The following is a 26,414-nucleotide window of genomic DNA, read 5'->3' on the forward strand; positions in this document are numbered from 1 at the left end:
GGGCAGAGCGCCAGGCGATACCTCAGAGCCTGGAAGAGGTCAGGGTAATATCCGCGTGGGCCCAGGCCTTTTCAAAACGCTCGCCAATAGCGTCGGCACTGTCATTTTTCCCCTGGGCGCGCAGCGCCTGCTCCAATCCGAACAGGGACCAACCATTTTCCGGGTTCCGGCGAAGCTCAGCGCGGTAAGTCGCCTCCGCCTCCATCGGTCGCTCGGCCTCGAGCAATATGGCCCCCAGGGTCTGGCGCACGGGGGCATGCCAGGCCGGTGGCTCGTCGTAGGGCAATTCGCCCTCAATGGCCATCCCCTCGTTGAGCGCCGAGAGTGCACCGTCGAGGTCTTTCCGGGCCCAGGCGATTTCCCCGGCGAGCGTCCGCTCGGCCACACGCACGCCGTGCACCAATGAGTACCGATTCCAGACCCGCATGGCCTCAATGCGCGGATCTTCGGTGAGTGCCATCAGCGCCGCATGATGTTCCCGCGCCTTAGATTCCTGTCCACTGCGCAGCGCGGCCATCCCCTGAGCATACTCCCACATGGCGACCATGTAAGGCAGATCCTCCGCCGGCTTGGGCGTGGTGGCGATCTCATCCCACAGCCCGAACCGTACCCGGGCGAACAGGGGAGACAGAGCGAAGTTCTGCATGGCCTCCAGACCTGGCGCCCGCATCAACTCCTCGTCACTGGTTCGCCCGTAGGTCGACTCCGCCGCCGCCAACGCGGTCGCCCGATTACCCGTCATACTCGCGGCAAACCACAGAAAGTGATGGTTGTGGGGAACGTATCCCAGGGGATAGACCCCGGGCCCGGGTCGGCAGGCGGCCAGATAGGTATTGTCGGCTTCGATCGCGCGCTGATTGGCGAGCACCGCGTCTTGCCAGCGCCCCACCCGGGCGTAGATATGGGCGGGCATGTGCACCAGGTGGCCAGAGCCCGGGATCAGATCACGCAGCCGGTCTGCCGCCATCACTCCTCGCTCCGGTTCGTTCGACGCCTCTACCGCGTGCACATAGAGGTGAAGGGCACCGGCGTGTTCGTCATTGCGCTCGATAACGCTTTCCAGCACTTCGACAATCTCGGCCGTATTACCCTTAGGATTGCCTTCGCCGTCCCAGTAATCCCAGGGCTGCAGGTCCATCAGCGCTTCGGCGTAGAAAGCGGCCGCATCCAGATCGTCGGGATACTGCTCCATCAATTCGGCCATGGCATCGGCGTAGGCACGATCCAATGCTGAGCGGTCTTCCGGGGGACTCTCGGCGTAGCGAGCCCCCAGAGCACGAATGTAGGCCTGTTCGCGAGGAGTCGCGTTGTCTGCCAGAGCTTGCGCTGCCTGCAGGCGTTCCCAGGCGGCCTGATTGTTGGCCGGGTCCATGCCGGCATTGACGTGCGGGCCCAGCACCAGCGCCGCACCCCACCAGCACATGGCGCACTCCGGGTCCAGCTCGACGGCTTTCAGAAAGGAGCGTTCGGCGGCCTGATGATTGAACCCGTAGGTCAGCATCAGCGCCTGATCAAACCATCGCTGGGCCTCGGGGTTCTGGTGACTGATCGGAAAGTGGTAATCACCCAAGCCATCGAGCAGGGTGGCGCCAACGGGGGCAATTTCGGGCAGGTAATTATCGGGCGAAGTATCGGAAGTGGCGGTGCGGTCGGTCGTATCGCGCTGGCAGGCTGCAGCCAGCAATGCAATCAGAATCAAACCTGGAAACCAGGGAGGGCGGAACCGTTTCATGGGATTTACCTCACAATTCCGTTTAGGGGCAATCCAAGCTACGCCCCGCCCTACCACCTGTCAATCGATTGTTTTCCGGCCTCGCCGCCATCACCGGACCCAGGCCTCACGCACTCATCAGGCCGGGCGGAACAGGTCCCGACTTTTCAATGGCTTACTCCCCAACAGCGGGTGCAGCATCAGTCGGCTGAGGCGCTTGGCGGTCATCAGGGTCTGGGGCTCGGAAAAGTCGGCCTGGGCGCAGGCCAGCAGATCCGCTCCCACAAACAGCTTGGGCGTTTCCTGCGGGTCACGGCTACTGTAGGTGGGAATGAAGCCGGCTTCGGGGTCGAAGCGGTACAGCGCGTCGGCACGCACCGGTTCGCCGGTGTCCGCCTCCTCGGTAAAGCTGATCCCGTAACCCAGCCCATCCAGCAGGCGCCACTCGAACTGACGCAATACCGGCTCCGGCGAGGCATCCGCCGGGTTGGTGGACAGGGCATTCATCGTCCAACGGTAATCGTCAAACAGATCCGGGTTAGGATCCTGCTCTCCAAGCAGGCGCACAATCAGCTCATTGACGTAAAAGCCACTGTAGAGAGAAAGGCCGGCCAGCCGATGACCGATACCATCCGCCTCCACCGCCGTGAGGGTTTTCAGGCTGCTTCGGCCACCGAGCGAGACCAGTATGGGAATGAAGGGGTTGAGCAAGGGGCGACGCTGGCTTTTACCCCGGCGCACCCCCTTGGCGACGGCGCCAATCCGGCCAAAATCCGGCGTCAAAAGATCCAGCAACAGGCTGGTATCCCGGTAGGGACGGGTGTGCAATACATAGGCGGGCTGGAACTCAATGCGCATATCGCGCCCCCGCCGTTACAGGTCGTCGTAACCCAGACTGCGCAGGGCGCGGCTGTCATCGGACCAACCCGATTTCACTTTGACCCAGAGCTTGAGCATCACCTTCTGATCAAACAGCTTTTCCATATCCAGTCGGGCCTGCTGACCAATCTGCTTGATACGCTCGCCACGGTCGCCGATCAGAATGCGCTTCTGGCCATCCCGCTCCACCAGCACCACGGCGGAGATGTGCAGAATCCGGCCATCGTCTTTGAACTCTTCGATTTCCACCGCCATCTGATAGGGAAGCTCATCACCCAGCTGGCGGGTGATTTTTTCACGCACCATTTCCGCTGCCATGAAGCGCGAGCTTTTGTCCGTCAGCTGATCTTCCGGAAACAGATGTATCCCCTCCGGCAACCGCTCGACAATCAAGTCCTCGAGCCGATCCAGATTGGTGTTGCGCAACGCGGACAGCGGGATCATTTCCGCCTTGGGAAACCGCTCGCTCAGCTTCTGCAGGTGCGGCAACAGCGTGTCTTTCTGTTCAATCTTGTCGACTTTGTTGATGGCCAGAATCAGCGGGCAGGAGAGGTTTTCCAGCCGCTGCGCCACCATTTCATCTTCCTCGGTCCAGGCCAGTCGGTCCACCAGGAAAATCACCACATCCACATCCTTGATGGCGGTGGTTGCCGCCTGGTTCATGTAGCGGTTGATGGCTTTGGTTTCCGCCCGATGCAGCCCCGGCGTGTCGACAAAGACGATCTGGGTGTCGCCTTCCGTCTTGATGCCCTGAACATTGTTCCGGGTCGTCTGGGGCTTGCGGGAGGTGATGCTGACCTTCTGGCCGAGCATATGGTTGAGCAGTGTGGATTTGCCCACATTGGGGCGACCCACAATGGCCACATAGCCGCAACGTTGTTTTGAATCTGTCATGGCCTAACCCTTGCGCTTCGGTTTGAGGGTGATTTTCTGCAACTTTTCCAGCATTTCCGCCGCCGCCTGTTTTTCGGCCACTCGCCGACTGCTGGCCTGGGCCCGGACGGTTTCCTTGATGGGCGTCACCCGGCACTCGATCGTGAACTGATGCGCATGGGCTTCACCCTCCACCTCGACCACGTCATATTCCGGCAGCGGTAGCTTGTGCGCCTGGAGAAATTCCTGCAAGCGGGTTTTGGCATCCTTGGCGGGCTGAGCCAGGGAAAGTGCCTGAAGGCGGGACTGGTACCAGGCATTGACCCGCTCGGCGCAGACCTGAAAGCCGGACTCCAGATAGATGGCCCCGATCAGGGCTTCCACCGTATCGGCGAGAATCGACTCGCGGCGGTGGCCACCACTTTTCATTTCCCCTTCGCCCAAGCGCAGGCATTCGCCGACCTCAAATTCGCGCGCCAACATGGCCAGGGTTTCCCCTTTGACCATCTGGGAGCGCAGGCGGCTCAACTGCCCTTCCCTTGCTTCGGGAAACTGCTGGTAAAGCGCCTCGCCGATAATAAAGTTGAGGATGGAGTCGCCCAGAAATTCCAGGCGCTCGTTATTGCGGGCACCGTGACTGCGATGGGTCAGTGCCAGGTCAAGCTGGGCCGGGTCACGAAACTCGTAACCCAAGCGGGCCTGCAAGCGTTGTTTGAGAAGGTCGGACACTAATTACCACTGTTGCTTTCTAGGGGTTTACAGCAGCGCTCGGGGGCGGAGCTGTCGAGCTGATTATTGAAAGTGAATACCAGCTCAATGTTATGGACGAAGGGAATCCGCTCTTCGTACGCAATGGTGATCAACACCTTACTGGCGCGCTTATCAATATCAATATTGCGTCGGCCTTCGGTGCGGACATTGTTGACCGTATAGAATTTGGTGAGCTGGGCGCGAATGTCCGACGGGCTCATGCTGAACAGGTCATTGTTATTCCTGGCCAACGACTTGAGGGCCGAGGTAATGTATCGGTTCTCGGCGTAAACCGGCACCACCTTGAAAGCGGTGAACAGCACGGCCACAGCGACCAGCACCACAAATACGAACCCAAGGGTAGAAATGCCGCGTTGAGATTGTCGAAATTGCATGCGTACGCCCTCTTTGATGAACGCCTAACGGTTAATGGATGGCGCCGGCGCGCTCGAAGCTCGGAACACTGAACAGGGAATCCCAGTGCATCCAGATAGCAAATGCCTTACCCACAATGGCATCCTCCGATACAAAACTCAGGTCCGGGCCATTCCCGGGGTTGAGCTCGTTCCAGCCCCGACTGTCGTGACTGCCATCGCGGTTATCGCCCATCATGAAGTAGTGCCCCTCGGGCACGACCCAGGAACCGTACCGACTGTAGCGGCCGGGCTCGAGGTGCTTGCGTACAGTATAGGTGTTATCACCCAGAGTTTCCCGAACCACACGGTAGGCCGGACGGGCGGATCGATTGACTTCAACAACCTCTTCCTCCACCGGTTCGCCGTTGATGGTCAGTTGGTGGTCAATGTAAGTCACCGTATCACCGGGCAACCCGATGACCCGCTTGATGAAATAGGTCTCCGGCTGGTGAGGCGGGAAAAACACCATCACTTCACCACGCTCGGGCTTGTTGACCGGAATCACTTCGGTGTTCAGCACCGGCAGCCGGATACCGTAGGTGAATTTGTTCACCACAATAAAATCTCCCACTTCCAGGGTGGGCTCCATGGAGCCGGAGGGAATCTGAAACGGCTCGGCGATAAATGAGCGCAATACAAATACCAGCGCCAGCACCGGGAAGAAGGACTTGGAGTACTCGACCCACACCGGCTCCTTGCCCGCTGCCTCAAGCGCTTGCTGATAGGCCTCTTTCTGGTGTTTGTCCGCCAGGTTGGCGCGCTCGAACTGCTTGTCCACCGCGTCAAGTTTCTGCTTGCGCGGCTTGGCCAGAACCAGGGCGTCATACAACCAGACCAACCCCGTAACGAACACCGCCAGGGTCAGAATCAGGGGTAAATTAATGCTGCTCATAAGCGTTCCATGATTATGGTAATCAGTTATCAACCTTCAGTACGGCAAGGAAGGCGTCCTGGGGAATTTCCACCCGGCCGACCTGCTTCATACGCTTTTTACCGGCTTTCTGCTTTTCCAGCAGCTTTTTCTTGCGCGAGGCATCGCCGCCGTAGCACTTCGCGGTCACGTTCTTGCGCAGGGCTTTGACCGTGGAACGGGCAATCACATTGCCACCGATGGCCGCCTGAATGGCGACATCAAACATCTGCCGGGGAATCAGTTCTTTCATTTTCTCGACCAGCGAACGGCCAATACTCTGGGAGTGATCCCGATGCACGATCAACGCCAGGGCATCGACCTTGTCACCGTTGATCAGCACATCCAGGCGCACCAGGTTGGCCGGTTCAAACCGGTCAAAGCTGTAGTCCAGCGAGGCGAAGCCGCGACTGGCGGACTTCAGCCGATCGAAGAAATCCATCACCACTTCGTTCATCGGCATGTCGTAGCGCAGCGTGACCTGAGTGCCGGTGTACTGCATGTCTTTCTGCATGCCGCGTTTTTCACTGCACAGGGTGATCACATTGCCGAGATACTCCTGGGGCACCAGAATGTTGGCCTCGACAATCGGCTCGCGCATTTCTTCGATCTCGCCCGGATCGGGCAGGTTCGAGGGGCTGGACACATACAGCGTCTCGCCCTTGGTGGTGATCACTTCATACACCACGGTCGGCGCGGTGGTGATCAGATCCAGGTCGTATTCCCGTTCCAGCCGCTCCTGGATGATTTCCATGTGCAGCATCCCGAGGAAGCCACAGCGGAACCCAAAACCCAGAGCATCGGAGCTCTCCGGTTCGAAGAACAGGGAGGCATCGTTCAGGGTCAGTTTGGACAGCGCCTCGCGGAAATCCTCAAAGTCATCGGCATCGACCGGGAACATGCCCGCATACACCTGCGGTTTGACCTTCTTGAACCCCGGCAACGCGGGCGTTTCCGGGGTATTGGCGTGGGTCAGGGTATCCCCCACCGGCGCGCCCAGAATGTCCTTGATACCGGCGATCACAAACCCCACTTCGCCGGCCTTGAGCTCCTTGAGCTTGGTCAGCTTGGGGTTGAACACGCCGACGCTGTCCACCACGTGGGACTTGCCGATGGACTTGGTGATGATTTTGTCTTTGACCTTGAGGGTGCCCTGTTTGACCCGCACCAGCGAGACCACGCCCATGTATTTGTCGAACCAGGAGTCAATGATCAGCGCCTGCAGCGGGGCGTCCACATCCCCTTCCGGCGGCGGCACCAGCCTCACCAGCTCTTCCAGAACATCCTCGATGCCCACCCCGGACTTGGCGCTGCAGCGCACCGCCTCGGTGGCCTCGATCCCGATGATGTCTTCAATTTCCTGGGCCACGCGCTCGGGCTCGGCCTGAGGCAGATCCATCTTGTTCAGAACCGGAATCACTTCCAGCCCCTGCTCGATGGCGGTGTAGCAGTTGGCCACGGACTGGGCTTCCACCCCCTGACCGGCATCCACCACCAGCAGCGCCCCTTCACAGGCAAACAGGGAGCGGGAGACTTCGTAGGAAAAGTCCACATGCCCCGGGGTGTCAATAAAGTTGAGCTGGTAGGTTTTACCATCGCGGGCCTTGTAACTCAGCGTCACACTCTGGGCCTTGATGGTGATGCCCCGCTCGCGCTCCAGGTCCATGGAGTCGAGCACCTGCTCGGCCATCTCCCGATCGGTCAGACCGCCACAGACCTGGATGAAGCGGTCGGCGATGGTGGATTTACCGTGGTCAATGTGGGCGATGATGGAAAAGTTGCGGATATGGCTGAGATCAGTCACTGGGCGTCAAATTCTTAGGTTGGTGCGGTTGGCAAAACGGCGGGAGGGGCCGGGTGCCCGTTGGGGGCACTACCGGAGCCCGATGGAGCCGCCGGACAAAGGCGGCCAGTTTAGCGTATTTGGCTGACCCCGGCTATGGGGAGCCCGGCCAGCCACCCCGTCCCTGGGCCCGTTTGTGAGGGCTACTCAATCCGCAGGGTGGTAAACGCCGGCTGCCCATCGCGCAGGAAGCGCACGGCTACCGGCTCGTTTTTGGGAAGGTCACTGACCAGCGTCCGGTAGCGACTCACCGAGTCGACCATCTCGTAGCCCAACTGCGTAACAATGTCGCCGGGACGCAAGCCGGCGCCTGCGGCGGCACTACCACGGGTAACCCGGGTCACCAATACCCCGGACACCTGGGCATCGGTGGGCAGCGCCTCCACCGTCAGACCCAACGGGTCACCCGAGGACGGACCATCTGGGCCGCTGCTGGCCACCTGCCCATCCCGATCCGGCAACAGGCCGATTTCCACATCAATCGTACGCTCATCGCCCCGTCTCATCACCACCACGGGTACTTCCGAGCCGGGCTCGGTGCGCCCCACCAGCGGTGGCAGATCTCCGGACTCACCGATGGTGCGACCGTCAAACTCGAGAATGATATCGCCCACTTCCAGACCAGAGCGGGCCGCCGGACCCTCAGGATCAATATTGGAAATCAGGGCTCCGGTGGCGCGGCGCAGGCCAAAAGACTGGGCCAGGTCCCGATTCACGCCCTGAATCACCACGCCCAGCCAGCCGCGTTCCACCCGGCCTTTGTCTTTCAACTGAGCGACCACCTCTTTGGCCAGCCCCGCCGGAATGGCGAACGACAGGCCGATGGAGCCACCGGAGCGGGTGTAAATCTGGGAGTTGATACCCACCACTTCGCCGTCGAGGTTGAACAGCGGACCACCGGAGTTACCCGGATTGATCGCCACGTCCGTCTGAATGAACGGTACATAGGTATCGTTGTTCGGGCCGGGAATGCTTCGACCAATGGCGCTGACGATCCCGGAGCTGACCGAGTAATCCAGACCAAAGGGCGAGCCGATGGCCAGCACCCACTGCCCGACCTTGACGCTATCGGAGTCCGCGAAGCGAAGGTACGGCAGATCTTCGGCATCCACCTTCAGCAGGGCGAGATCAGACCGGGCGTCCGTACCGATTACCTCGGCGGTATACTCTCGCCGGTCGATCAGTCGCACGTAGATATTGTCAGCGTTTTCAATGACGTGATAGTTGGTCAGAATATAACCATCTTCAGAAATTACAAACCCGGATCCCATGGAACGCACATCCCTCTCCTGAGGCATGCGCCGTTCAAAAAATTCCCGGAACATATCCGGAATATCTTCCTGATAGGGAATCCGGTTACCGGTTTCAACGCGTCCCTGGGTGGTAATTTTGACCACGGCGGGAGAATGCGCTTCCACCAGTTCGGTGAAATCCGGCAGATCGCGCGCCTGAGCCGGCAGCGCCAGCGCGAGCAGGCAGACCAGACTCATCAGATAAACCGCCAGCGGCGAACGGGACACCTTCGTATCGGTCATGAACCATTCCTCTCAAGTCAATAACGGTAAGTTCAATGGATAGAGCCAGCTTTGACTGACGCTGGCATCATAAATTCCATGGGTCGTCACATTGATTTGTCAGGGATTTATCAGGAACGACAATGAGGGCGGATATCGAAACGTCAAGGGTGGCGATCAGGGGTCAATCCCTTTGGGCAGACAACCGCTCGTCCCGGCGTTCGAGACGAATGGTGACGCGTCGGTTTTCGGCGCGGCCTTCGGGGTCGCGGTTCGAGCCGACGGGATAGCGCTCGCCATGCCAGCGGGTGATGATTTTTTGCTCGGGAACGCCTCGCTCAACCAGATACTGGGTCACCATTTCCGCCCGCTCCCGGGACAGCTCGAGATTTTCGGCTCTGAGTCCGAGGCCATCCGTATGGCCATCCACGTAGAAGTGGGTGACCCGGTCATCGGCCGAGGCGTACAGCGCGATGCGATCCAGCTTTTCCAGCTCGGACTCGGGAAGGTCGACATAACCGGCGGGAAAATACAGGGCATTGCGCTGCACCTGGTCAAAGTTGACCGGCAACAACCCGGACAGACAGTCGTTAAAACCGTCCATACCCGCGCGGAACCCCACCGGCTCAAGCACAATTTCCGCCCTTTGCTCGCGTCCATCCCAGGGGGCATAAGAAATGATCAGGCGTCGCCCGGTGCGCAACTCCGCCGCGAGCCGCTGGGAGCGCTGCCAATCCACGACCAGGGGCTGGGCGCCGGACTGCACCGATACGGCATCCAGCGCCTCGGGCTGAGCGGTCTCGCGCCACTCGGGGTGCTCGGAGCGGATTTGAGCCTCACCGTTTGCCAGATGCCGATTGGCCTGCTGCAACACAAACCGCTGCGCCTCACCGGCACGACGGGTGAATACCGCGCTGCCAAACCGGGGAATAGGCTGAACCAGACGACACTCGAACACGGACGCGTCCAGTTGCCAGTTTGCCTGGGCAACCGGACCGCGAAACTGCTCGGCTCGCGCCCCAACCACCAGCACGCATGCCGACAGCAGACACCATAGCGGCGCCCACAGAACGTTATTGCGGTACTGCGGCACAACACGGGGCCCTGAAGGCGTCATCATGGGTTATCGCTCATCGGCTGTCTCACACTCATACCGTCTCTATCGGCACCGGATGGCTGCGCTTTAACGGCAATTTTGGTAGCATGCCCGCTCTTTAGCCCGATTCCAGCCCAACGACGGTGTCCATGACTCAGCAACTGACCCTTACCCGCCCCGACGACTGGCACATCCACCTGCGCGATGGCGATGCCTTGCCGCGAACCGTGGGTGATGCGGCTGCGCAGTTCCAGCGCGCCATTGTCATGCCCAATCTGGTGCCGCCGGTCACCACGGCCGAAGCCGCCGTGGCGTATCGGGATCGCATCCTGGCCACCCGACCGGCCGGCAGCCAATTTGAGCCCCTGATGGTGCTGTACCTGACCGACAACACGACCCCGGAAGACATTCGCGCCGCCAAGGCCGCCGGCGTGATCGCGTGCAAGCTCTACCCGGCGGGCGCCACCACCAATTCCGACTCCGGTGTGACCGACATTGACGGGCTCTACCCGGTGCTGGAGACCATGGAGAAAGAGGGGCTGCGGTTTCTGTTACACGGTGAAGTGACCGACTCCGACATCGATATTTTTGATCGTGAGCGGATCTTTCTGGAGCGCACCTTCAGCCGCCTGGTCGCCGACTTTCCGGCGCTGCACACGGTGCTGGAGCACATCACCACGGCCGACTCGGTCGATTTTGTCCGCCAGGCCGGCGATCGCGTCGCCGCCACGATTACCGCCCACCACCTGCGCTACAACCGCAACCATATGTTGGTGGGCGGCATTCGGCCACATTATTATTGCCTGCCGATTCTCAAGCGCAACCGCCACCAACAGGCGCTGATTGAAGCGGCCACCAGCGGCAGCCCCAAGTTCTTTCTGGGCACCGACTCGGCACCTCACGCCAAGGGCCGCAAGGAAGCCGACTGTGGCTGTGCGGGCTGCTACACCGCCTATTCGGCGATTGAGCTCTACGCCGAGGTGTTTGAAGACGCCGGAGCGCTGGACAAACTCGAAGCATTTGCCAGCCATTTCGGGCCGGATTTCTACGGTTTGCCCCGGAATACCGACACCGTCACCCTGACCCGGACCGAGTGGCAACTGCCACCGTCGCTGCCCATGGCGGACACCGAAGTGGTGCCACTGGGTGCCGGCGACGCGCTGCGCTGGAAACTGACGACCACTGGGACTGAGGGGGCGGCGTGAATCAACCGGAAGCCGCCAAAGACCCGAATTCACCCATGGCGAGCCGCTTTCGCGGCTATCTGCCGGTCGTCATTGACGTCGAGACCGGGGGATTCAACGCCGCCACCGACGCTCTGCTGGAAATTGCCGCCGTCACCCTCACTATGGACGAGGACGGCACGCTGCGCCCGGACGAGACCTTCGACTTCCACGTCGACCCCTTTGAAGGCGCGAATATCGAGCAATCGGCCCTGGATTTCACCGGCATCGACCTGGAGAGCCCGGACCGCCCCGCCGAACCGGAATCCATGGTGATGCCGGACCTGATGAAGGCGATACGCCGCGCGGTACGCGCCCATGGCTGCACCCGGGCGGTCATGGTGGCGCATAACGCCCATTTCGACTTGGGGTTTGTCAATGCCGCTGTGGCGCGCTGCAACATCAAGCGCAACCCCTTCCACCCGTTTTCCTGCTTTGATACCGCGACCCTGGCCGGGCTGGCCTGCGGACAGACCGTGCTCGCCAAGGCCTGCCGGGTAGCCGGTATAGAGTTCAGCAACAGCGCGGCACACAGCGCCGGTTACGACGCTGAGAAGACCGCCGAGCTGTTCTGCTATATCGTCAACCAGTGGAAGCAATTGGGGGGCTGGACCCCGCCCATGCCGGGCGAGACCGAGGATTCTGAATCAGTGTAGGCGGCCTCTGGGCCGCTTATTTCTCCTGTGCTGACCGCTTCGGGTGGCCACTATTGCGCTGACGGCGCTCCTCTTCCTTGCGCTTGCGGGACTCATGGCTCGCCTTGACCCATTCATCCGACCGTCTCTGCCACTGCTTGTCATTCGGCATGGTGTTCATCTCCTGTCATAGTGGGGAACTTTTGCCCCCATGGTAATCCAAATTCGTCGCTAACCCCATGACCCCGGGGGAAAAATTATCTCTGTAAAAACGTTTCTCCGATTGCTATGCTTAGCGTTTAACACTAAAAACAATCAAGGTATCGAATTCGAACCACAGCAGGAGCCACTATGACGACCCCTCAGCAGAAAATTTTTGTCGTTGTCGATCCCAACGACGAGCAGCACATCGCCCTGGAGCGCGTGGCGGTGACCGCCAAGCTGCTTGATGTAAAACCCTACGTCTATGTGTTCGTCGCCGTTGACGGTGACGCGGTGGATACCCGGGCCAGTAACGACAAGCTGTTCCGCGACCAGCGCTGGTTCGATGCCATGATCAAGAAGCCTCTGGAAGATGCCGGCATTGAGTACCTGATCGAAGTGTCCTGGTCCAGCGAGTGGCAGGCCTCCATCATGCAGTCCGCCAAGCGCTTCAGTGCCGACCTGATTTACCTGCCGGTACACGCCAAGGTGAACTACACCCGCTTCACCTTTACCGAATCCAAGTGGGAGCTGCTCAAAGGGGCGCCCTGCCCTGTGGTCCTGATCCGTCCGGGCGCCAAAGAAGCCCGCAAGGTCATTCTGGCCGCGGTCAACTTCCAGGCGCAGCGTGAGGTACAGCGCGAGCTGAACAAAATCATTCTGGAGCAGGCCCGTCATTACTCCCAGCTTTACAATGCCGAGCTGCACGTTGTGAATGCTTACCTGGATTCCATGAACTACCCGGACCGCGGCCGCCTGGTGCGTGAAACCGGCTTGGAGCAGGATCGCATTCACGTGAACAATGGTTATACATCGGAAGTGGTTGCCGAGGTGGCGGATGAGATCAATGCCGACCTGGTGGTGATGGGTACCCTGGGGCAGAACGGTATGACCACTTCGCGTCGTGGTAACACCGCCGAGCGTCTGATTGCGGGGTTGGATGACGATGTGATGGTGATTAACCACGAGTAAGGTTTAAGGCCACGTTTGGTTACGGCGGATGCGCGCCTGACGGCGCTTATCCGCCCTACGCGACCTGCCCTGCCAACGTAACCGCTTCAACGCTTCTCAAGCGCACAAAGCGCGCACCCCACGACGAATACCACGGAGTTCGCGTAGGGCGGATAAGCGAAGCGCATCCGCCGTAACAATCCCGCTTACTGACCTCCCCTACTGACGCAACGCGTCCAACTCCTCCCGAAACCACGCCATCCATTCGAGAAACGCCCTTTGCACCTGCATGGCGGTCAGCGGGCTATTGCGCTCATTCAATGAACGATCAATCGGTTGCCGGCTGGTCATGGTGGCCACCAGATCGCCGGACACACTGTCGTACAGATCCAACGTCAGCAACATCACGATGGTGCCCCGCGGCGCCCCGGAACCTTCCTCCGGCGCTTGAACCGCCTGACGCAGCTGCCCCCGCACCTCCAGCACACCCGGCCCGGGATCAATGGCCAACGCGTAGTCGCCGCGCATCACCAGGGTATGCACCAGGGACTCGGTATAGGTCTGACGGAAAAACTGGCGGTCATTGCTATTCAGCGCCTGGAGGGGCAGCTCGCGACCGGCCGAGCGCCACTCATCCAGATTCAGCGCCGGCACCCGCAGGGAGTTGTAGCCGCTGAAATCCACCCCCGGCACCACAAAGACACCATCCAGTGCGGGGTCGTCCAGAGTGGCCACCAAGGCGTCGTCCTCACCCGCCGACTCGGCGCGCTCACGCTCCTCGGATTCCGGCGTACTGGCGCAGCCCACCATCAGCAGGCTTACGGCCAGCAAGCCCAGCCAACGAGGTCCACCGGAAATACGACGCTGCATAACCCGCCTCTTCTGATCAGTCTACAAAGACCCGGGCATTGCGGAACATACGCAACCAGGGGCCATCATCGCCCCAACTGTCCGGGTGCCAGGAATTGGTCACCGAGCGGTAAACCCGCTCCGGGTGCGGCATCATGATGGTGACCCGGCCATCGCGACTGGTCACCCCGGTGATGCCTTTCGGCGATCCGTTCGGGTTGGCCGGGTAACGCTCGGTCACCGCCAGGTGATTGTCGAGATAACGCAGGGATACCAGGCCACTGGTGTCACACTGTGACAACTGATCGGCGGAAAATTCCGCCCGACCCTCACCGTGGGCCACCGCCACCGGCAGATGAGAACCGGCCATGCCCTTGAGCAACACCGACGGCGATTCGTCGATACGGACCAGACTGACACGGGCCTCAAACTGTTCGGAGCGGTTGCGCACAAAGTGTGGCCAGTGCTCGGTGCCCGGTATCAGGGACTTGAGGTTGGACATCATCTGACAGCCGTTGCACACCCCGAGGCTGAAGGTATCCGCCCGATCAAAGAAAGCGGCAAACTGATCCCGGGCGCGGGGATTGAACAAAATGGTTTTGGCCCAGCCCTCACCGGCACCCAGCACATCACCGTAGGAGAAACCACCACAGGCCACCAGCCCTTTGAACTCCTCCAGCGAACGACGGCCGGAGAGAATATCGCTCATATGCACGTCCACCGACCGGAAACCCGCGCGGTCAAACGCGGCCGCCATTTCCACCTGACCGTTGACACCCTGCTCGCGCAGCACGGCAATCGCCGGGCGGGCACCGGTCTGAATATAGGGCGCGGCAATGTCCTCGGCGGGATCAAAGGTCAGCTCGGCGCTCAGGCCCGGATCATCGCTCAGCAGTTGTTCAAACTCCTGGCGGGCGCACTCGGGGTTATCCCGCAGGGCCTGCATGCGGTAGCTGGTTTCCGCCCAGAGGGTCTGCAGAATGGCCCGGGACTGATCAAAGATCAGCTCGCCGTCGGCTTTGAGGTGCACCCAATCTTCATCATTAGGCTGGCCGATGACGCTGGCGGGTACCCCGGCCTGCTCAAAACGGGCGAGCACCGTATCGCGGTCTTCGCGCCGGACTTGCAATACCGCACCCGGCTCTTCACTGAACAGCGCCGCCAGAGCGTCGTCACCCAGCCCGGTCAGGTCGGCATCCAGGCCGCAGTGGCCGGCAAAGGCCATCTCCACCAGGGTGGCAAACAGGCCACCATCGCTGCGGTCGTGATAAGCCAACAGCTGCTCTTCAGCCAGACTCGCCTGAACCGCGTTGAAAAAGCCTTTCAGTTGTTCGGCGCTGTCCAGGTCCGGGGACTGCTCACCCATCTGGTTATAGACCTGCGCCAGAATGGAACCGCCCAGGCGATTCTTGCCGTTACCCAGATCCACCAGAATCAGGTCGGTATCGCCCTTATCCAGCCGCAATTGCGGGGTGACCGTCTGGCGGACATCCAGCACGGGCGTGAACGCCGAGATCACCAGTGACAGCGGCGCGGTCACAGCCTTTTCCTGACCCTCGTCCTGCCAGGCGGTGCGCATGGACATGGAGTCCTTACCCACCGGAATGGTGATGCCCAGGGCCGGGCACAACTCCATACCCACCGCCTCGACGGTGCGGTAGAGTTTTTCATCTTCGCCCTTGTGGCCCGCCGCGCACATCCAGTTGGCAGACAGCTTGATGTCGGAGAGTTTCTCGATGCGGGTCGCGGCAATGTTGGTGATGGCTTCGGCAATGGCCAGCCGGCCCGAGGCCGGTGCATCCAGCAGCGCCACCGGGGTGCGCTCGCCCATGCTCATGGCTTCGCCCCGGTAGCTGTCGTAACTGACCGTGGTCACCGCGCAGTCCGCCACCGGCACCTGCCAGGGGCCGACCATCTGGTCCCGGGCCACCATGCCGGTGACCGAGCGATCACCAATGGTGATCAGGAAGTTCTTGCTGGCCACCGCCGGGTGCTTGAGCACCCGCTCGGCGGCTTCATTGAGGTCCAGCTCGGCGGTGCCAAAACTCTGGGTGGCCGCCTGATAGCGCTCGGCGCTGCGGTGCATTTTGGGCGGTTTGCCAAACAGCACGGACATGGGCAGATCCACCGGCTTGGCATCGAAGTGCTTGTCGTTCACCAGCAGGTGCTTCTCGCTGGTCGCCTCACCCACCACGGCATAGGGGCAGCGCTCGCGCTGGCAGAGGGCTTCAAAGCGCTCCAGGTCTTCGGGCTGAATGGCGAGTACGTAGCGCTCCTGGGATTCATTACACCAGATTGCCAGAGGGCTCATGCCCGGCTCGTCATTGGGGACATTGCGCAGCTCAAAGGCGCCACCGCAGCCACCGTCTTTCACCAGTTCGGGGAAGGCGTTGGACAGGCCACCCGCCCCCACGTCGTGAATAAAGGCGATGGGGTTCTGGCCGCCCTGCTGCCAGCAGCGGTCAATGACTTCCTGACAGCGACGTTCGATTTCCGGGTTCTGGCGCTGTACCGAGGCGAAGTCCAGATCCTCGGTGGAGCTACCGGAATCCATAGAGGAAGCAGCACCTCCACCCAGGCCGATCAACATGGCCGGGCCACCGAGCACCACCAGTTTGGCGCCCGCCGTAAACGGCGGCTTGTCGACGTGTTCGGTTTTGATGTTGCCGTAACCGCCGGCCAGCATGATCGGCTTGTGGTAGCCGCGACGCTCGCCGTCAAAGTCGTCCTCGAAGGTCCGGAAGTAACCATTGATGTTGGGGCGGCCAAATTCGTTGTTGAACGCGGCCCCACCAATCGGCCCCTCCAGCATGATATCCAGGGGACTGGCGATGCGGCCGGGGCGACCGTAGCTCTGCTCCCAGGGCTGCTCAAAATCGGGAATCTGCAGGTTGGAGACGGTAAACCCGTTCAGGCCCACCTTGGGCTTGGAGCCCCGGCCCACGGCGCCTTCGTCCCGGATTTCACCACCGGCACCGGTACCCGCGCCCGGGAAAGGGGCAATGGCCGTGGGGTGGTTGTGAGTCTCCACCTTCATCAGCAGGTTGATCGGCTCTTGATGGAAACCGTAGGTCTGGGAGTCCGGGTCCGGATAGAAGCGCCCGGCTTCCGGCCCCTCCACCACCGCCGCGTTATCGGCGTAGGCGGACAGCACCTGCTCGCCGCCCTGCTCGTGGGTGTTCTTGATCATCTTGAACAGGCTGCGCGGCTGATCTTCTCCGTCCAGGGTCCAGGACGCGTTGAAAATCTTGTGGCGACAGTGCTCGGAGTTCGCCTGGGCGAACATCATCAGCTCAACATCGACCGGATTGCGGCCCAGGCCCTGAAAGCTCTCCACCAGGTAGTCGATCTCATCGTCCGCCAGGGCCAGGCCCAGCTCCCGGTTGGCCACAACCAGCGCCTCGCGGCCACCGGAGAGGATATCCACGCTGGTTTGCGGCGCCGGCGCCTGCTTCTGGAACAGACGGCTGGCCTGCTCCAGCTCCGACATCACGGTTTCCACCATCCGATCGTGCAACAGCTCGGCGACGGCCGAGTGATCCGTGTCGCCAAATTCACCGTTTACATAAAATGCTGTGCCGCGCTCCAGGCGACGAACCTGAGTCAGACCGCAGTTGCGGGCGATATCCGTCGCCTTCGATGCCCAGGGAGAAATGGTGCCGGGGCGGGGCACCACCAGAAACAGCTGGCCGTCGTGACCCGCCTCGGTTTCCGGTTTCGGGCCGTAGGTCAGCAGTTGGGCCAACGTCTGTTGCTGGTCGTCCGACAGGGGACTGTCCAGGTCGGCAAAGTGCACATATTCGGCGCTCAGGCCAGTAATGGCGGGAACCCGGGCCTGTAGGCCGGCCAGGAGTTTTTCGGAGCGGAAAGACGAAAGTGCGGGGGCGCCGCGCAAAATCAGCATGTCGATCAGGACCTCAGAGGTTCGGAGGGTTTTGAAGAGGGCGCAATTGTACTTGAAATGACCGCCAATGGCAGCTCTTACCGGGCGCCCACCTCACACGCTCAGTGGAGCCGTTCGTCGGGAATCTGGCACCAAAGTCGACACAGACCGCCTGATCGGCTAAAATTTGAACAGATACCGAGTCACTTAACCCATTTTTGATCAGAAAACAAGCTAGCAGTTCACAGCCACAAGCTTTAGAATTGCGCAAATTTTGCACGGGCCAGATGGGATCTGGCGCCACATCCGACAACATCGGAGAGGAGAAGCCGTCAATGGAAGTCCGCAAAACCCCCCGCCTTATCCAGGCGGCCGCCAAACATATTTTCAGCCTGACGGTCATCAGCGTCAGCCTGCTTCTGGTCGGCAGCAAATTGCCCACCACCCTCGAGCGTGTCTACGCCCTGGGCGAACTGCGTGTGATCTCCCGCAATGGCCCCACCACCTATTATGAAGGCCCTCACGGCCAGACCGGTTTTGAATACCTGCTGCTACAGCAGTTCGCCAATGAACTGGGCGTGCGCCTGGTGATTGAAGATGAAGAGAGCCTCGATGCCATGCTCAACAAGGTCGGCGGGGGCCAGACCCACTTTGCCGCCGCCGGACTGAGCATCACCGAGCGTCGCCGCCAGCGCGTGCGCTTCAACCAACCTTATATGACCATCCGCCAGCAGGTGCTGTATAACAGCCGAACTCCGGCGCCCCGTTCGGTCGAGGACTTGATCGGCAAAGACATTCTGGTTATCGCCAACTCCTCCCACGCCGAACGTCTGGAGGCCATCAAGACTCACTACCCGGCCCTGACCTGGCGTGAGTCCTCCTCGGTGGAAATGATCGACCTGCTGGAAAAAGTACACAGCGGTGAGGTGGACTATGCCATCGTCGACTCCAACGCCTATGAACTGAATCGGCACACCTTTCCCCGAGCCCGAGCGGCGTTTGATTTGGGCGCACCTCAGGAGCTGGCTTGGGCCTTTCCCCGCAGTCGGGATGAAAGCCTGTACCAGGCGGCCGAGGAATATCTGAACCGAATCAAACAGGACGGCACCCTGGCGGCCATCAGCGAGCGGTTCTACGACCACATTGATGAGGTCACCACTGGCGGTGCCCTGCTGTTCTCCTACCGGCTGGAAAAACGTCTACCTCAGTGGCAGACCCTGCTGCAGGAAGCCGCCGACGAGTTTGACCTTGACTGGCAGCTGCTCGCCGCGATCAGCTATCAGGAAAGCCACTGGAACCCCAACGCCCGCTCCCGCACCGGCGTGCGAGGCCTGATGATGCTGACCCTGGCCGCCGCCAGCGACATGGGCATCGACAACCGGATCGACCCCAAGCAGAGCATTCACGGTGGGGCCAAATACTTCCGCAACCTGTACGACCGCCTTCCCGAGCGCATCCAGGGTGAAGACCGCACCTGGCTGGCACTGGCGGCCTACAACGTGGGCATGGGCCACCTGGAAGACGCCCGCAAGATTACCCAGGCACTGGGCGGCAACCCGGACCGCTGGGTGGATGTGCGCGAACACCTGCCGCTACTCGCCAAGCGTTCCTACTACAAGTACACCCGACACGGCTACGCCCGCGGCTGGGAGCCGGTGACCTACGTGCGCAACATCCGCAACTTCTACAGCATCATCGCCTGGCATCAGCAGCAGGAACAGCGACAGCTTGCCGCGCAGGAAGCGGAAACCGAACAGCAACGCATCCAGCGTAAAGTCAGCAGCAACCGCACGCTGAATATGCCCCTGTCGGTGCTCTGACTCCGTTACCACCGGTCACCAGAGCGGGCGCCATTTATGGTTTAATGGCGCCATGAACGATACCCCTCCCCCACAAGCCCCCTACCGTGTGCTGGCCGAACCCTGTCAGCACACACTGGAAGAAAAGCGCAGCCTGTTCCACACCTACCTGTTTCCGGTTCAGGAGCGCGAGCAGGCACTGGCCCATGTCGAGGCACTGCGCCAGTCCCAACCCGGCGCCTCCCACTATTGCTGGGCCTATATTCTGGGCCCGGCGGATCAGCCGCGCAGTCAGGCGTTCAGCGATGACGGTGAACCTTCCGGCACGGCGGGCAAACCCATGTTGCATGTGCTGACCCAGCGCGGCGCAGGCGATACCCTGGCGGTGATTGTGCGGATTTTCGGAGGCGTGAAGCTCGGCGCTGGCGGGTTGGTGCGCGCTTACGGCGGCGCGGTATCCCAGGCGCTGGATCTCGCCCAGTGGCGAGAGATCACCCCGAGCACCGAGATCAGCATTACCGTGGACTTCGCTCTGGAGGAGCGGATTCGACACTGCGCCCAACAGCGCGGACTGGCCGTCATTGAAGTCGACTACCAACAACAGGTTCGCCTGACCCTCGCCGTGCCCGAGGCCGAGGTGGGGGTGTTACAGGACGAGGTTCAGCAGCTGACCAGCGGCCAATTTCAGTGGCAGCCATAATCGGTGCGGGGCGCGGTTTTGTGCCGCGCCCCGGTCAACTCAGGTGGATACCGCCGGCGCCGAGGATCGTATCTGCCAGACGCACAGCGCCACCACCACAGCGATAACCAACGGCACCATGGTCAGGTTCAACACCATCCATCCCCACAGATGAAACAGCGTGCCCGCCAGCAGCGAACCGATCGCCACCAACGATAGGACGATCAGGTCATTGATCCCCTGAACCTTGCCCCGCTCGGACTCCGAGTGAGTGCCGGCCAACATCACGCTGCCGCCGACAAACAGAAAGTTCCAACCGATGCCCAGCAACACCAGGGCCACCCAGAAGTGGGCAAAGCTCTCCCCCGAGGCCGCCGTTGCGCTCGACAGAAGCAGCGCCCCGGCACCGGCCATCAGCACCCGATAAAGCCCCAACCGGGCGATCAGGCTTCCGGTGAAGAACGAGGGCACGAACATACCCAGTACATGCCACTGCATGATCGTGGCCACCTGCCCCATCTCGAACCCTTTGGAGAGCATGGCCAAAGGCGTCGCGGTCATGACCAGAATCATGATCGCGTAGCCGACCGCGCTGGCCAGCACAGCCACCTTAAAGCGACCCTGCCCGGCAATGTCCCTCATGGGCCGCACCACGTCGTCGGCCTGGGGCTCACCCTGGGGCGGCACGCGCAATAGGGCCAACAACAGGCTCGCCAGCACCGCGAGAAACGCCATCACCAAATAGGGCCCACCATCGGGTACCGAGGTCAGCCACTCATAGTTGGCACTGGCATTCCACGGGCCGAGAAAGGCCGCCGCGACACCCCCGGCCATGACCCAGGAAATGGCGCGACTGCGAATCGCCGGACGGGCCACATCCGCTGCGGCAAACCGGTAGTACATGGCAAAACCCTGATACAGCCCCACCAGCAAGTTACCCAGGCAAAAACCGATGAAGGTGCCCTCCACAATGGACCAGAATGACAGAAGGCTGCCGGCCAATCCACCCAGCAGTGCCCCCACCAGAAAGCCCGGGCGGCGCCCTACCCGCTTCATGAAGAGCGACGCTGGCAAGGTGGACACCACCGCGCCAACCATAGTTAGGGCAATCGGCAATGTGGCCAGTGAAGGAGTGTCGCTCAGTCGGCCACCGACCACGCCACTGAGTGTCATCACGGTAATGGCCGCCACCATAAACAGCGTCTGATTGACCACCAGAATCGCAATATTGAGTATTTCCCGGCGCGTTTCAGATCCTGTCACTCGTCGTTCTCCATCATTTTGAATTCCTGTTTGCCAGCATCACAATCCGGACGCGGGCAAAGATTTTTTTGACCCAAGCTGGCATCATGCGCACACAGCTTACCCGCAACCGAGAGCTTCAAATGCGCCGCCCTTACGGACCAACACCACCACGAGACGCCAGCATACCCCGCCTGAACCTGCGGGAGGTATGGGGTTATCTCTGGCCCTACCTCTGGGACTTTAAAGGGCGGGTAATCCTGGCCATTATGGCACTGCTGGCCGCCAAAGGGGCGACGCTGGCCATGCCCTGGGCGCTCAAGCATATCATTGATGGCGTGGACCGAAGCCTGCAGCCCGAGCTGGTGCTGCCCATCGCCTTTCTGTTGATCTACGGGTTTTTGCGCTTTGGCGGGGTATTCTTCGGCGAGCTGCGGGACGCCATCTTCAGCCGGGTCACCGAGCGGGCCATGCGCCGGATCGGGCTGCGGGTGTTCGAACACCTGCACCGGTTGGAGCTGAACTTCCATCTGAGCCGGCAGACCGGCGGCATCAGTCGGGATATTGAGCGCGGCACCAGTGCCATCAGTTTTCTGATGCGCTTTCTGATGTTCAATATCGTGCCGACCCTGTTTGAAATCGTCATGGTCGCCGCCATTTTTACCTTTGCGTTCTCGGTCTGGTACGCCCTGATCATTCTGGTGGCGGTGATCATCTACATCGGCTTTACCGTGGTCACCACCGAGTGGCGCACCCGCTTTGTGCGCGAGGCCAACCAGGCCGACTCCTCCACCAATACCCGCGCCGTCGACAGTCTGCTCAACTATGAAACGGTGAAGTATTTCAACAACGAGACCTTTGAGGCCCAGACCTACGATACCTTTCTGGAACAGTGGGAAAAAGCCAAACTCAAAAACCGTCTGTCGCTACTGGCTTTGAACTCCGGGCAGGCATTGATTATCGCCGCCGCCATCACCGGAATGATGATCATGGCCACCCAGTCGGTCATCGACGAGAACATGACTCTGGGCGATTTGGCCATGGTGAATGCCTATATGATCCAGTTGTTCATGCCGCTTAATTTTCTCGGCTTTGTGTATCGGGAAATGCGCCGGGCGCTAACGGATCTGGAAAACATGCTGGGCTTACTGCAACGCGAACCTAGCATTGAAGATGCACCCGACGCTCGCGAGCTGACGGTGCAACGGGGCGAGGTGCGTTTTCACCAGGTGTCGTTTGGCTACCACACCGATCGGCCGATTCTCAAAGGCCTGGACTTTCAAGTGCAGGCCGGGCAACGAGTCGCCATCGTCGGCGCCTCAGGCGCCGGGAAAAGCACCATCGCCCGACTGCTGTACCGGTTTTATGACATCGATGACGGTCGCATCACCATTGATGGCCAGGACATTCGCGAAGTGACCCTGGACAGCCTGCGCCGGGCTATTGCCATCGTTCCCCAGGACACGGTTCTGTTCAATACCAGCATTCGGGAGAACATCGCTTACGGTAACCCATCGGCCTCGGATGAAGCCATTGATCGGGCCATTCGCATGGCCCACCTGGACGGCTTTATTGCCGCCCTACCCCTGGGGGATCAGACGTTGGTGGGTGAGCGGGGACTGAAGGTCTCGGGTGGCGAGAAGCAGCGCATCGCCATCGCCCGGGTGCTGCTCAAGGGTGCACCGATTCTGATTTTTGACGAGGCCACCTCCGCCCTCGACTCCCGCGCGGAAGCCGCCATTGTGGCCGCCATGCGGGAAGTGTCTTCCGGGCATACCAGCCTGGTCATCGCCCACCGGCTGTCGACCATTGTCGACGCCGACACCATTCTGGTTCTGGACGAAGGGACACTGGTGGAACAGGGCGATCATGCCCAACTGCTGCAGCGCGGCGGGCGCTACGCCGAGCTTTGGGCTCTGCAGCAGTCAGAACACGAGAAAGCGCCGGGGCCGATCAACGGGGAGTGACCCCGAGCCGTATCACTCCTGCTCAGCGGCTTCGCGCAGCGCATCGTAACGCTCGACGGCGTTGCGGTGCGCCTCGAATGCCGCCTCCCGGTTCTCGAACTCGTACATCTGCCGGATCGTACAGTGATCACCACCGGCATAGACCTTGTGCATGCCACCCCCGCACACCTCGCTGAAGCGCTCTTCAAACAGCGCGGACGGGGAGGTATCCAGCGCGTTACAGCCCGGCATCACCGTAGCCAGGTAATAATTGCGCCGCCCGTCGATGGAAATCACGTCGTGATCCAGAACGCCATAGCCCCGGATATCACTGTGACGGACGCAGGCACGGCCATTCTGCCCCGCCGTCTCGGCCAGCACGTCATAAAACGACGGGACCGACTCACCGGTCGTGGTACAGGCGGACAGCGCGGCCAACAGCGGCGCGGTGGCGCACAGCTTCCATAGTTTCATAGCTCACCTCTCTGAATCATCGACATCAAACTGGCGCAAGAAATCATTTCTCTTGACCCTTTAAATGTTAATCACTATCATTTGCATCATCGTTGTCATGTATTTCTGTTCAACACACCTTAGGAGTATCACTACTGTGTCTTTGTTCCGTCCTTCCCTGTTGGCCGTCGCCGTGGGCTCGCTGCTGGCTCCCGGCTACACCCACGCCCAGTCTGCTACCCCTGAAATCCAGGAAATTCAGGTGACGGGGCAACTGTCCCGCTATTCCGCCCTGAAGTCCGATACCCCGATCATGGAAACCGCTCGCTCGGTGTCGATTGAAGGACTGCAGGACATCATCGACAAGGGCGCCATCACCCTGGACGATGTCTTCACCTACTCCTCCGGTGTTTATGGAAAAACCTACGGCTTTGCCACCCGGGGCGACTGGGTAAAGGTCCGGGGCCTGGACGTGCCTCAGTATCAGGATAGTCTGCAATCGCTGTTTGGCAATTACAACAACACCCGCCCGGACGTCTACACCCTGGAACAGGTAGAGGTTCTCAAAGGCCCGGCGTCGGTATTGTACGGCCAGGGTTCTCCCGGCGGTATTGTCAATGTGGTGAGCAAGCTGCCCAAAGCCGACTCCGCGCACGAACTCCTGGCCGAACTGGGCAGCTTTGATCGCCAGCAACTGGCGTTCGACAGCACCGGCGCCATGGATTCAGATGAACAGTGGCTTTATCGTGTGGTGGGCGTCTACCGCGATACCGACACCCAGGTCGATCAGGTGGATGAAAATACCCGGGTATTCGCACCGTCAATCACCTGGCAGCCGAACCAGCAGACCCGGGTCACCGCCCTGCTCAACCGCACCGAAACGGACAGCGACGTCGGCGCCCAGTTTCTGCCGGTGTATGGCACCCTGCTGCCGGCACCCAACGGCCAGTTTATCGACAACGATACCTACACCGGCGATCCGGACTTCAACTACTACGACACCGAGACCACCTCGTTCACCCTGTTGGCCGAGCACCAATTCAACTCGGTATGGAGCCTGGAGCTGACCTCCCGCTACACCGATGCAAAGGCCGACTACCAACAGGCCTGGACCGCGTTCATCGGCGGCGATCGCTACGTGCGTAATCCCGATGGCAGCCTGTACGGCGACGGGCTGGTCCCGCGCTCCTTCTATGGCAGCAAGTCCACCTCCGAACAGGCGGCACTGGACGCCCGCCTGCGCGCCAACTTCCAGACCGGTGCCCTGTTCCACGAAGTGCTGATCGGCACCCAATATCAGGATGTGACTCTGGGTGAAAGCGGCTTTTATGACTATGCCCGTGGTTACGATGTGGCAACCGGAACCGTGCTGGATGACAGCACCTGGATCAACGTGTTTGACCCCCAATACGGCAATATTCCCCCCGCCAGCGAGTTTACCTACGCCGCTTCACCGGACAGCACCACCGAGGACCTGGGCCTGTATATCAATGACCAGATCAGCGTGGGCAACTGGCGCATCACCGCCGGGGTACGTTTCGACGATACCGAAACCAACAGCGGCACCAGCTCCCAGAGTGACGATGCGGTCAGCACCAGTGTCGGCGCCCTGTATCAGTTTGATAATGGACTGTCGCCCTACGTGAGCTTCGCCGAATCCTTCGATCCGGTGATCGGAACCAACGGTCGCGGCGAACCGCTCGAGCCGCAGGAAGGCGAACAGTGGGAAGCCGGTTTCAAATACCAGCCGAGCACCTTCCCTGCCATGGTCACCCTGGCTTACTTTGATATCACCCAGTCCAACCTGAACGACCCCAGCTCCCTGGTGGGCGAGTATCAGCAACAACGAGGCGAGGCTTCAATCACCGGCGTGGAATTGGAAGGTATTGTGTTCATGGGTGACTTGAGCCTTGAGCTCAACGCCAGCCAGTTGGATACCGAGAGCGCCGAAGGCTATCGACTGGCCAGCGTACCGGAGCGGCAGGCGTCCACCTGGCTGACCTGGCGCCCCGGCGGTTTCGAAGGCTTCAAAGCCGGTGCGGGCATTCGCTACGTGGGCGAGAGCTGGGACGGCATCGATCAACTTCGCACGCCCTCTTACACCCTGGGCGACCTGATGATCGGCTACCAGACCGGCCCCTGGGACCTGACCCTGAACGCCCGCAACGTCGCCGATAAAGAGTTCCAGGCCACCTGTCTCGCTCGGGGCGACTGCTTCCCCGGCGAAGCCCGCTCGGTGGTTGGCCGGGTCCGCTATCAGTTCTGATCCCCTCCTCGCGCCGCAGGGACGCGGCGCTACTTCTTGGAAGCTGGCGGTACAAACACCCGCCAGGGCTTGCCCTCACAGCGATCAAAATTCTTGCAGGTCGGCAGACAGCCACGACAGGGTAGACGGTGCGGTGATTCCGGCTTGGATACAGGTTGGTTCACATCAGACTCCGATTGAATGACTTGCTGGCTCTGTTTACGCTCCGGAACCGGATACAGATAACTGTAGCGCATAAGTCGGGCCCGTTATCAGGCTAAGCGCTGATCTGGCACCCGCCCGACACCTCCCAGGC

Annotated in this window: 21 protein-coding genes; 7 read left to right on the forward strand and 14 right to left on the reverse strand. The window is 60.7% G+C overall.

The annotated features are described in order from the left end of the window. Nucleotides 1-22: 22 nt before the first annotated feature. The 9 genes from N645_RS0105610 to N645_RS0105650 all read right to left on the reverse strand — a co-directional run bounded on the left by N645_RS0105610 (nt 23) and on the right by N645_RS0105650 (nt 10,016). Entirely contained in the window at nt 23-1,732 is a 1,710-nt protein-coding gene (locus N645_RS0105610; protein ID WP_024460532.1) for a hypothetical protein, read from the reverse strand. Between the two features lie 117 nt (nt 1,733-1,849). Continuing rightward, entirely contained in the window at nt 1,850-2,569 is a 720-nt protein-coding gene (recO, locus tag N645_RS0105615) for a DNA repair protein RecO (protein WP_024460533.1), read from the reverse strand. 15 nt (nt 2,570-2,584) lie between these two features. Beyond that, nucleotides 2,585-3,484 carry a GTPase Era gene (gene era, locus N645_RS0105620; protein ID WP_024460534.1) on the reverse strand — a complete coding sequence of 300 codons (900 nt, stop codon included), beginning with the start codon at nt 3,482-3,484 and terminating at the stop codon, nt 2,585-2,587. Nucleotides 3,485-3,487: 3 nt separating this feature from the next. Beyond that, nucleotides 3,488-4,192 (reverse strand): ribonuclease III, encoded by a 705-nt coding sequence (rnc, locus tag N645_RS0105625; RefSeq protein WP_024460535.1) that lies wholly within the window; start codon nt 4,190-4,192, stop codon nt 3,488-3,490. After that, nucleotides 4,192-4,608 (reverse strand): DUF4845 domain-containing protein, encoded by a 417-nt coding sequence (locus N645_RS0105630; RefSeq protein WP_024460536.1) that lies wholly within the window; start codon nt 4,606-4,608, stop codon nt 4,192-4,194. Before N645_RS0105630 ends, rnc begins: the two co-directional genes overlap by 1 nt. A gap of 31 nt (nt 4,609-4,639) precedes the next feature. Beyond that, a complete protein-coding gene (gene lepB, locus N645_RS0105635) occupies nt 4,640-5,521 on the reverse strand; it encodes a signal peptidase I (protein ID WP_024460537.1) in 882 nt (293 codons plus the stop codon). Nucleotides 5,522-5,543: 22 nt separating this feature from the next. After that, nucleotides 5,544-7,343, reverse strand: coding sequence for a translation elongation factor 4 (gene lepA, locus N645_RS0105640; RefSeq protein WP_024460538.1), 1,800 nt, complete (start codon nt 7,341-7,343; stop codon nt 5,544-5,546). A gap of 182 nt (nt 7,344-7,525) precedes the next feature. Continuing rightward, nucleotides 7,526-8,917 (reverse strand): DegQ family serine endoprotease, encoded by a 1,392-nt coding sequence (locus tag N645_RS0105645; protein WP_024460539.1) that lies wholly within the window; start codon nt 8,915-8,917, stop codon nt 7,526-7,528. 163 nt (nt 8,918-9,080) lie between these two features. Then, nucleotides 9,081-10,016, reverse strand: coding sequence for an OmpA family protein (locus N645_RS0105650; RefSeq protein ID WP_081665887.1), 936 nt, complete (start codon nt 10,014-10,016; stop codon nt 9,081-9,083). Nucleotides 10,017-10,141: 125 nt separating this feature from the next. On the opposite strand from N645_RS0105650, the gene pyrC reads away from it, so the two are divergent. Both pyrC and rnt read left to right on the forward strand, forming a co-directional pair. Next, nucleotides 10,142-11,197 (forward strand): dihydroorotase, encoded by a 1,056-nt coding sequence (gene pyrC / locus N645_RS0105655; RefSeq protein WP_024460541.1) that lies wholly within the window; start codon nt 10,142-10,144, stop codon nt 11,195-11,197. 35 nt (nt 11,198-11,232) lie between these two features. Beyond that, nucleotides 11,233-11,871 carry a ribonuclease T gene (gene rnt / locus N645_RS0105660; protein ID WP_036160300.1) on the forward strand — a complete coding sequence of 213 codons (639 nt, stop codon included), beginning with the start codon at nt 11,233-11,235 and terminating at the stop codon, nt 11,869-11,871. A 16-nt stretch (nt 11,872-11,887) separates the two neighbouring features. Here the strand turns inward: rnt and N645_RS18435 are convergent, their stop codons facing one another. Then, on the reverse strand, nt 11,888-12,022 hold the full coding sequence (locus N645_RS18435; protein ID WP_255327662.1) for a hypothetical protein: 135 nt from the start codon (nt 12,020-12,022) through the stop codon (nt 11,888-11,890). 179 nt (nt 12,023-12,201) lie between these two features. Here N645_RS18435 and N645_RS0105670 point away from each other — a divergent pair, with 179 nt between their 5' ends. After that, complete coding sequence (locus N645_RS0105670) at nt 12,202-13,023, forward strand: universal stress protein (protein WP_024460543.1); 822 nt, start codon at nt 12,202-12,204, stop codon at nt 13,021-13,023. 198 nt (nt 13,024-13,221) lie between these two features. Here N645_RS0105670 and N645_RS16650 read toward each other — a convergent pair whose 3' ends face one another. Both N645_RS16650 and purL read right to left on the reverse strand, forming a co-directional pair. Beyond that, the gene (locus tag N645_RS16650; protein ID WP_024460544.1) at nt 13,222-13,872 is read right to left on the reverse strand and encodes a DUF3313 family protein; all 651 of its coding nucleotides are present in this window, start codon (nt 13,870-13,872) and stop codon (nt 13,222-13,224) included. Between the two features lie 16 nt (nt 13,873-13,888). Continuing rightward, nucleotides 13,889-17,755, reverse strand: coding sequence for a phosphoribosylformylglycinamidine synthase (gene purL / locus N645_RS0105680; protein ID WP_024460545.1), 3,867 nt, complete (start codon nt 17,753-17,755; stop codon nt 13,889-13,891). A 314-nt stretch (nt 17,756-18,069) separates the two neighbouring features. On the opposite strand from purL, the gene mltF reads away from it, so the two are divergent. Both mltF and N645_RS0105690 read left to right on the forward strand, forming a co-directional pair. Next, nucleotides 18,070-19,554 (forward strand): membrane-bound lytic murein transglycosylase MltF, encoded by a 1,485-nt coding sequence (gene mltF / locus N645_RS0105685; RefSeq protein ID WP_024460546.1) that lies wholly within the window; start codon nt 18,070-18,072, stop codon nt 19,552-19,554. A gap of 52 nt (nt 19,555-19,606) precedes the next feature. Further along, nucleotides 19,607-20,233, forward strand: coding sequence for a YigZ family protein (locus N645_RS0105690; RefSeq protein WP_024460547.1), 627 nt, complete (start codon nt 19,607-19,609; stop codon nt 20,231-20,233). Between the two features lie 39 nt (nt 20,234-20,272). On the opposite strand, the gene N645_RS0105695 is transcribed toward N645_RS0105690, so the two are convergent. Then, nucleotides 20,273-21,475, reverse strand: a complete 1,203-nt coding sequence (locus N645_RS0105695) for an MFS transporter (protein WP_024460548.1) — start codon at nt 21,473-21,475, stop codon at nt 20,273-20,275. Between the two features lie 86 nt (nt 21,476-21,561). Between N645_RS0105695 and N645_RS0105700 the strand changes: the two genes are divergently transcribed. Next, nucleotides 21,562-23,421 carry an ABC transporter ATP-binding protein/permease gene (locus N645_RS0105700; protein WP_369755079.1) on the forward strand — a complete coding sequence of 620 codons (1,860 nt, stop codon included), beginning with the start codon at nt 21,562-21,564 and terminating at the stop codon, nt 23,419-23,421. 12 nt (nt 23,422-23,433) lie between these two features. Here N645_RS0105700 and N645_RS0105705 read toward each other — a convergent pair whose 3' ends face one another. Beyond that, on the reverse strand, nt 23,434-23,874 hold the full coding sequence (locus tag N645_RS0105705; protein ID WP_024460550.1) for a DUF6491 family protein: 441 nt from the start codon (nt 23,872-23,874) through the stop codon (nt 23,434-23,436). A 136-nt stretch (nt 23,875-24,010) separates the two neighbouring features. Here N645_RS0105705 and N645_RS0105710 point away from each other — a divergent pair, with 136 nt between their 5' ends. Beyond that, nucleotides 24,011-26,119 carry a TonB-dependent siderophore receptor gene (locus N645_RS0105710; RefSeq protein WP_024460551.1) on the forward strand — a complete coding sequence of 703 codons (2,109 nt, stop codon included), beginning with the start codon at nt 24,011-24,013 and terminating at the stop codon, nt 26,117-26,119. The last annotated feature ends 295 nt before the right edge of the window (nt 26,120-26,414 follow it).

This window comes from Marinimicrobium sp. LS-A18 (assembly GCF_000463525.1).
In the GTDB taxonomy this organism is placed as follows: domain Bacteria; phylum Pseudomonadota; class Gammaproteobacteria; order Pseudomonadales; family Cellvibrionaceae; genus Marinimicrobium; species Marinimicrobium koreense.